The following is a 6,890-nucleotide window of genomic DNA, read 5'->3' on the forward strand; positions in this document are numbered from 1 at the left end:
CGGGATCTTGCGCCGCCGGAAAGGATGGGAACGATCGATGCTGGAACAGATTCGTGATGAGGCGCGCGGCGCGGTGCTGGAGCTGCTGCCGCTGGCGCGGCTGCAGCGGGGAGATATCCTGGTGGTCGGCTGTTCGACGAGCGAGGTGGCGGGGGAGCGGATCGGCTCCGCCTCCAACACCGACATCGCGGCGGCGGTCTTTGAGGGCATCCACCCCGTGCTCGCGCGGGCGGGCATCTTCCTGGCGGCGCAGTGCTGCGAGCACCTCAACCGCGCGATCATTCTCGAGCGGGAGGCGGCGCGCCTCTACCGGCTCGAGCCGGTGAACGTGGTTCCCCAGCCCAAGGCGGGCGGCTCCTTCGCCACGGCCGCTTGGGCGGGCTTCGATTCGCCCGCCGCGGTCGAGCACGTCCGCGCGAAAGCGGGCGTCGACATCGGCGACACGCTGATCGGCATGCACCTCTGCGAGGTCGCGGTGCCGGTGCGCGTCTCGGTGAAGCGCATCGGCGAGGCGAACGTCGTCTGCGCGCGCACCCGCCCCAAGTTTATCGGCGGCGCCCGCGCCCACTACGACGAGGATCTGCTGTAACAAAAAGAGCCGCCCGTCGGGCGGCTCTTTCTTTGCGGATATGGAAAGCGGCCGCCCATCGGGCGGCCGCCTGTCTGCGCCTCATGGCCCGACGGGGGCCGGGGACTCACTGGCTGTCCAGCTCGTCGATCTCCTGCTCGAGGGTGGCGATGCTGTTCTCCCATTTGGCGATCTCGTCCGCGTCGCCGTGCGTTTCGGCGCGGCGCAGACCGATCCTGTAAATGGTGAGACGGCTCTTCATACTGGATAATTTCTTTGTGGTGGGCATGGGAAAACACCTCGCATTTCCATTCAGCGGTTCCGTTGCGTACAGCGGCCCTCCTGCACCTATCTGTATGAAATCCTGCACAAAAGGACGATCCGCCCCAATGGGATTTCCGGGAGATGCCGGCCGCCTCCATTCGTTCTATATCGTTTATGATAGCACAAACCCGCATAAAATGCAAGTCTGCTGGTATTTTACTGCAAAATGGGGGCGTGTGAGGAAGGAATTGACAAAGCGGCGGGGTTGTGTTAAGATACATTTGTAAGATCATGCGCAATTGAAAACTGAATCGCCCCGGGGGAGTAGTCGGCACGTTCGGTGCAGTTAAATCAACATCTCGGGCCATTTGGCCGTGGTTTAACTTGAAATGACAAGACCTGTGTTTCGTTTTCCGGAACACAGGTCTTTTTTGTTTGGCGGCGGGGCATGATAAATCAGGAAAAGGGGAGTTGCAAATGGAATTTCTGCTGCGCGGCGTCACGGCCATCACCTGGCAGCAGCTGGTCATGTATGCGATCGGCGGGCTGCTCATCTATCTGGCGATCGAAAAAGGATTCGAGCCCGCCCTGCTCATGCCGATGGGCTTCGGCGCTATTTTGGTGAACCTGCCCTTCTCAGGGGTGCTCGACCAGGTGCTCCAGGGCGGCATCCCCGCGCCGGGCATCATCCAGTGGCTCTTCGGGACGCTGATCGACGCGTCGGAGGCGCTGCCCATCCTGCTCTTCATCGGCATCGGCGCGATGATCGACTTTGGCCCGCTGCTCTCCAACCCCAAGATGATGATCTTCGGCGCGGCGGCCCAGTTCGGCATCTTTTTCACCTTCTCGCTCGTGACTCTGCTTGGCCCGTGGTTCGGCTTTACCCTCGCGGACGCGGCTTCGATCGGCATCATCGGTGCGGCCGACGGCCCCACCTCGATCCTCGTCGCGAAAATTTTCGGCACCCCCTATTTCGGGGCGATCGCGGTCGCGGCCTACTCCTACATGGCGCTCGTGCCGATCGTCCAGCCGTTTGCCATCCGCCTCGTCACCACCCGGAAGGAACGCCGCATCCGCATGCCCTACCACCCCAAGGACGTGAGCAGGAGGACCCGAATCCTCTTCCCGATCCTCGTGACGGTCATCGCCGGGCTGGTCGCCCCGATGTCGGTGGCGCTCGTGGGCTTTCTGATGTTCGGCAACCTGCTGCGGGAATGCGGGGTGCTCAACTCCCTCTCCCAGACGGCGCAGAACGAGTTCGCCAACATCATCACGCTGCTGCTCGGCATCACGATCTCCTTCTCAATGCAGGCGGACGCCTTCGTGACCCCGCAGACGCTGATCATCATGCTGCTGGGGCTGGCGGCCTTCGTGATGGATACGATCGGCGGCGTACTCTTCGCAAAGCTCATGAACCTCTTCCTGCCCGAGGGCGGGAAGATCAACCCGATGATCGGCGCGGCGGGCATCTCCGCCTTCCCGATGTCGGCGCGCGTCGTCCAGAAGATGGCGCTCAGGGAGGACAACCAGAACCATCTGCTCATGCACGCGATCGGCGCGAACGTCTCGGGGCAGATCGGCTCGGTCATCGCGGGCGGGATCCTGCTCTATCTCGTCCCGCTCTTCCTGTAAGGAGGCTGTGAAATGGAAAACTTTATCATTTCTCTCGAAATCATGGGCCTGGGCATGGCGGGCATCTTCGCCGTCATGCTCCTCATCATGGGGCTTGTGGCGCTGCTGGCGAAGTTCGGCGGCAAAAAACCGGAGGAATAGAATCTGCCGGGGGACCGGCGCGTCGGTCAGGAGGGATGGATATGAAACGGGCGCTGATCGGCGGCTTTTTGACGCTGACGGGGATGCTGGGCGTTCTGGCGGTCTTTTTGACGGCGGGGACAAACCTCGTCTCGGGCTGGCCGACCCCGCCGGGGCGATTCCTGACCACGGTGTTGGAGCTGGGGATGGCCCCGCTGCTGGCGCTTTCGGGGCTGATGCTCCTGCTCGGCCTTGCGGCGATGGCCGTGGAATATTTTAGGCGGGGGGAGTGAGCCCCGCAAAAAGAAGCGGACGGCCAAGGCCGTCCGCTTCTTTTTGTTTTTGGGATTAAAATTTTTTGCGCAGCATGGTAAAATCGAAGAAGTTCGTGTAGAATTCCAGCGAACGCAGCACCGGGCGGCTCAGCTTGCAGAAGCCGACCTCGTCGAGCAGGAGCAGCGCGTCCCCGTCGGGGATGTCGAGCTTCTGCCGGATGGCGGGGGTGGCGTTGGTGGCCGTGACGCGGGCGATGTCGGTGACGACGGTCAGGCCGCAGCGGCGGTCGAGGATATCGAAAATCGGCTCAGACCAGTCGATGTCGGCATAGCTCATGCCGTCGAAGAGGGAGAGCGCCAGGTAGTCGACCGAGTAGATGACGGGAATGCTGCCGGCGAGCACCCGCTTTTCGCAGACGATCACGCCCGCGCCCATGTCGATCTGGAGCTTTTCGGCGAGCTCCTCGTCGGCGTATTCGACCCGCAGGGAGATGCTGTCGCTGTGGGGGGCGTAACCCGCGGCGCGGATGAGCTCGTTGTACTCGAACTTGAGGTCGAGGCGGCTGGTGAGGTTGACGATCCCGCGGTTGATGACGGTTCCGATGCCGCGCACCCGCTCGATCAGTCCCTCCCGCTCGAGGTCGGAGAGGGCGTCGCGGATGACGGTGCGGCTGACGCCGAGTCGTTCGGACAGCTCCACCTCGCTGGGCAGCCGGTCCGCCTGCCGGAAGACGCCCTCCGAAAGCTCCCGGATCAGCAGCGCGCTGACCTGTGTGGACATCAGCTTTCCTCCGAGATGGGGCAGTTCGTATTCTGCTGGCATGGCCGACTCCCTCTTTCCTGCGATTTATCCGGCGGCGGACGGGCGCGACTGTGAGAACTCACAACCCACCCGGAAATATTTTATGGAAAATATAGCTTGCTTTCATGCTTTAAATAGGATATCATTATGAAGTAATAAGTATGACTTATACACAGAAAGCACAAAAACTTTCAACAATCGCCGCATTTGGAAGAAGTATATGTTCAATTATACTCGATATTTGTAGAAAACACAAGCGGCGATTGCAAAAATCTTCTGGAGGCAGTATTATGTTAGAGAAGGCAACTTTCGCGCTCAGGGGCAATATTTTACATACGCCGACCCCCCGGGCGATCGTCTGCATGCCGGAGAGCTACCTCGTCTGCGAAAAGGGGAAAGCCGCCGGCGTCTTTGCCGAGCTGCCCGAGCGGTTCCGGGGGATCCCCGTCGAGGACTGTGGGGACGGGCTGGTCATCCCCGGCCTCGTCGATCTGCACCTGCACGCGCCGCAGTATTCCTTCCGGGCGCTGGGCATGGACCTCGAGCTGCTCGACTGGCTGAACACCCACACCTTCCCCGAGGAGGCGAAATACGCCGACCCTGCCTATGCCGAAAGAGCCTACCGCATCTTTGCGGACGGGCTGGCGGCCTCCCCGACCACCCGCGCGGCGGTCTTCGGGACGATCCACCGCCCCGCAACCGAGCTGCTGATGGACCTCATTGAAGAGACGGGCGTCAAGGCGCTGGTGGGCAAGGTCAACATGGACCGCAACAGCCCCGACATCCTGCGGGAGGAGAGCGCGGCCGCCTCGCTGGAGGACACCGCGCGGTGGATTCTTGAAACAAAGGGGAAGTACAAAAACGTCTCCCCGATCCTCACCCCGCGCTTCACCCCCTCCTGTACCGACGAACTGATGGAGGGGCTCGGAAGGCTCCAGCGGGAGACCGGCCTCCCGGTGCAGTCCCACCTGTCGGAGAACTTCTCCGAAATCGCGTGGGTGAAGGAGCTCTGCCCCTGGTCGAGCTGTTACGGCGGCGCCTACGACCGGTTCGGCCTCTTCGGCGGGGACGCCTCGACGATCATGGCCCACTGCGTCCACAGCACCGGGGAGGAGATGGATCTCATGCGGGCGCGCGGCGTTTTCGTCGCCCACTGCGCCCAGTCGAACACCAACCTTGCCTCGGGCGTCGCGCCGGTGCGCGCCTATCTCGACCGCGGCATCAGGGTCGGGCTCGGAACCGACGTCGCGGGCGGCTTTTCGCTCTCCGTCTTCCGTGCGATGGCCGACGCGGTGCAGGCCTCCAAGCTGCGCTGGCGGCTGCTGGACGATTCCCTCCGGCCGCTGACCGTGCCGGAGGCGTTCTACCTCGGCACCAAGGGCGGCGGGGAATTCTTCGGGAAGGTCGGCTCCTTCGAGGAGGGGTACGAGTTCGACGCGGTCGTGCTCGACGACTCCGGCTTCCCGCATCCACAGGCGCTCACCCCGGAGGAGCGGCTGGAGCGGATCCTCTACCTGGACGACGGCCGGTGCGTGCGCGGCAAATATGTCGCGGGCGCGCGCGTTAAATAGAAGCAAGAAGCACCGGAACCCACACCTGTCAGGACATTCCCCCGGCCGCCCGTGGCGGCGGAACAGTTTTTGTATGGGCGCGCGGAAGCGGACGGACCACCCGCGGCCGCGCATCTCATAGAAGCAGTCCGGCCGGAGCGCCGGAAACCATTCGAGCCGTGCGGCTGCGGCAATGCCGCACGGCCAGATGCAAACTGTGAGGAGGTAATTCAATGACACAGACAAAAGAGAAGGGGTTCTTCGAGCGCTATTTTGAGCTCGAAAAGAACCACACCAACGTGAAGACCGAGGTGCTGGCCGGCTTCACGACCTTCGTGGCGATGGCGTACATCATCGTCGTCAATCCGACCATGCTTGCCGACCCCTTCAACATCATGGGTCAGGCGGAATATGCCGCTCAGGTCCAGAACGGCGTATTCTTCGCAACCTGCCTGATCTCTTTCTTCGGCACCTTCCTGATGGCGATGTACGCGAAAGTACCGTTCGCGCAGGCGCCCGGCATGGGGCTCAACGCCTTCTTTGCCTACACGGTGGTCCTCACCATGGGCTATACCTACGGGCAGGCGCTGGCCATCGTCTTCATCTCCGGCATCCTGTTCATCCTGATCACGGCGGTCGGCTTCCGTGAGGCGGTCGTCAAGGCGATCCCGCACTGTGTGCGCGGAGCGATCAGCGCCGGTATCGGCCTCTTCCTCGCGCTCATCGGGCTCAAGAACGCGGGCCTCGTGGTCGCCAACCAGTCCACCCTCGTGGCGCTCGTCGACTTTTCCAAGATGGGTGATCCCGAGCTGCGCGGGCTGATCTGCTCCGCGATCGTCGCGCTCATCGGTCTTGTGGTTATCGGCGCGCTGCATGCCCGCAACATCAAGGGCTCGATCATCATCGGCATCATCGTGGCGACGATCGTCGGCATCCCGCTGGGCGTGACCTCCTTCCACGGCTTCTCGCTCAACGTCGGCCAGCAGTTCTCCGACTTCGTCAACGTCTCCCTCTTCAAGATGGACTTCGGCGGCCTCTTCGCGGGCGCGGAGAACGTCTTCCAGATGATCTTCACCCTGGTCATGATCGTCGTCTCCTTCTCGCTGGTCGACATGTTCGATACGATCGGCACCCTGCTGGGCACCGCCCGCCAGGCCAAGATGCTCGACGACAAGGGCGAGATGCCCCGCATGCGCCAGGCCATGATGTCCGACGCGATCGCGACCACCGTGGGCGCCTGCCTTGGCTCTTCCACCGCGACGACCTTCGTCGAGTCGAGCACCGGCATCGCCGAGGGCGGTCGTACGGGTCTCACCTCGCTGACCACCTCGATCCTCTTCCTCGCGTCGATCATCATCGCCCCGATCGTCGGCATCATCCCCGGCGCGGCGACCGCTCCGGCGCTCATCTTCGTGGGCGTGCTGATGCTCAGCTCGATCAAGGATCTCGACTTCTCGGATATGTCCGAGGCGATCCCCTCGTTCGTTACCGTCTCCTTCATGCCGTTCACCTATTCGATCGCAAACGGCATCGCGTTCGGCCTGATCACCTATGTGCTCATCAAGCTGCTCTCCGGCAAGGCCAAGGAGGTCCGCCTCTTCACTGTGGTCCTCGCAATCATCTTCATTCTCCGTTTTGCGTTCATGACGACCGGCTGATTGCCGCCGTCCCGTGCTTTT

General features: G+C 62.4%; 8 protein-coding genes. 6 read left to right on the forward strand and 2 right to left on the reverse strand.

Annotated features, from left to right (window positions below; all coding sequences use genetic code 11):
• Positions 1–37: 37 nt before the first annotated feature.
• A complete protein-coding gene (locus tag RDM88_RS03425; protein WP_308753245.1) occupies positions 38–589 on the forward strand; it encodes a TIGR01440 family protein in 552 nt (183 codons plus the stop codon).
• A gap of 106 nt (positions 590–695) precedes the next feature.
• On the opposite strand, the gene RDM88_RS03430 is transcribed toward RDM88_RS03425, so the two are convergent.
• Complete coding sequence (locus tag RDM88_RS03430; protein ID WP_308753247.1) at positions 696–830, reverse strand: hypothetical protein; 135 nt, start codon at positions 828–830, stop codon at positions 696–698.
• 479 nt (positions 831–1,309) lie between these two features.
• Between RDM88_RS03430 and RDM88_RS03435 the strand changes: the two genes are divergently transcribed.
• The 3 genes from RDM88_RS03435 to RDM88_RS03445 are packed head-to-tail and all read left to right on the forward strand — an operon-like array spanning position 1,310 to position 2,877.
• The gene (locus tag RDM88_RS03435) at positions 1,310–2,464 is read left to right on the forward strand and encodes a sodium ion-translocating decarboxylase subunit beta (protein WP_308753249.1); all 1,155 of its coding nucleotides are present in this window, start codon (positions 1,310–1,312) and stop codon (positions 2,462–2,464) included.
• Positions 2,465–2,476: 12 nt separating this feature from the next.
• The gene (locus tag RDM88_RS03440; protein WP_256152701.1) at positions 2,477–2,605 is read left to right on the forward strand and encodes a hypothetical protein; all 129 of its coding nucleotides are present in this window, start codon (positions 2,477–2,479) and stop codon (positions 2,603–2,605) included.
• Positions 2,606–2,646: 41 nt separating this feature from the next.
• Positions 2,647–2,877 (forward strand): hypothetical protein, encoded by a 231-nt coding sequence (locus RDM88_RS03445; protein ID WP_308753252.1) that lies wholly within the window; start codon positions 2,647–2,649, stop codon positions 2,875–2,877.
• Positions 2,878–2,932: 55 nt separating this feature from the next.
• Here the strand turns inward: RDM88_RS03445 and RDM88_RS03450 are convergent, their stop codons facing one another.
• Positions 2,933–3,682 carry a GntR family transcriptional regulator gene (locus RDM88_RS03450; protein ID WP_308753254.1) on the reverse strand — a complete coding sequence of 250 codons (750 nt, stop codon included), beginning with the start codon at positions 3,680–3,682 and terminating at the stop codon, positions 2,933–2,935.
• Between the two features lie 269 nt (positions 3,683–3,951).
• Here RDM88_RS03450 and RDM88_RS03455 point away from each other — a divergent pair, with 269 nt between their 5' ends.
• Positions 3,952–5,232, forward strand: coding sequence for an amidohydrolase family protein (locus RDM88_RS03455; protein ID WP_308753256.1), 1,281 nt, complete (start codon positions 3,952–3,954; stop codon positions 5,230–5,232).
• Positions 5,233–5,444: 212 nt separating this feature from the next.
• On the forward strand, positions 5,445–6,869 hold the full coding sequence (locus RDM88_RS03460; RefSeq protein ID WP_308753258.1) for an NCS2 family permease: 1,425 nt from the start codon (positions 5,445–5,447) through the stop codon (positions 6,867–6,869).
• Positions 6,870–6,890 lie beyond the last annotated feature (21 nt).

The organism is uncultured Anaerotruncus sp. (assembly GCF_902490045.1).
GTDB lineage: Bacteria > Bacillota > Clostridia > Oscillospirales > Ruminococcaceae > Anaerotruncus.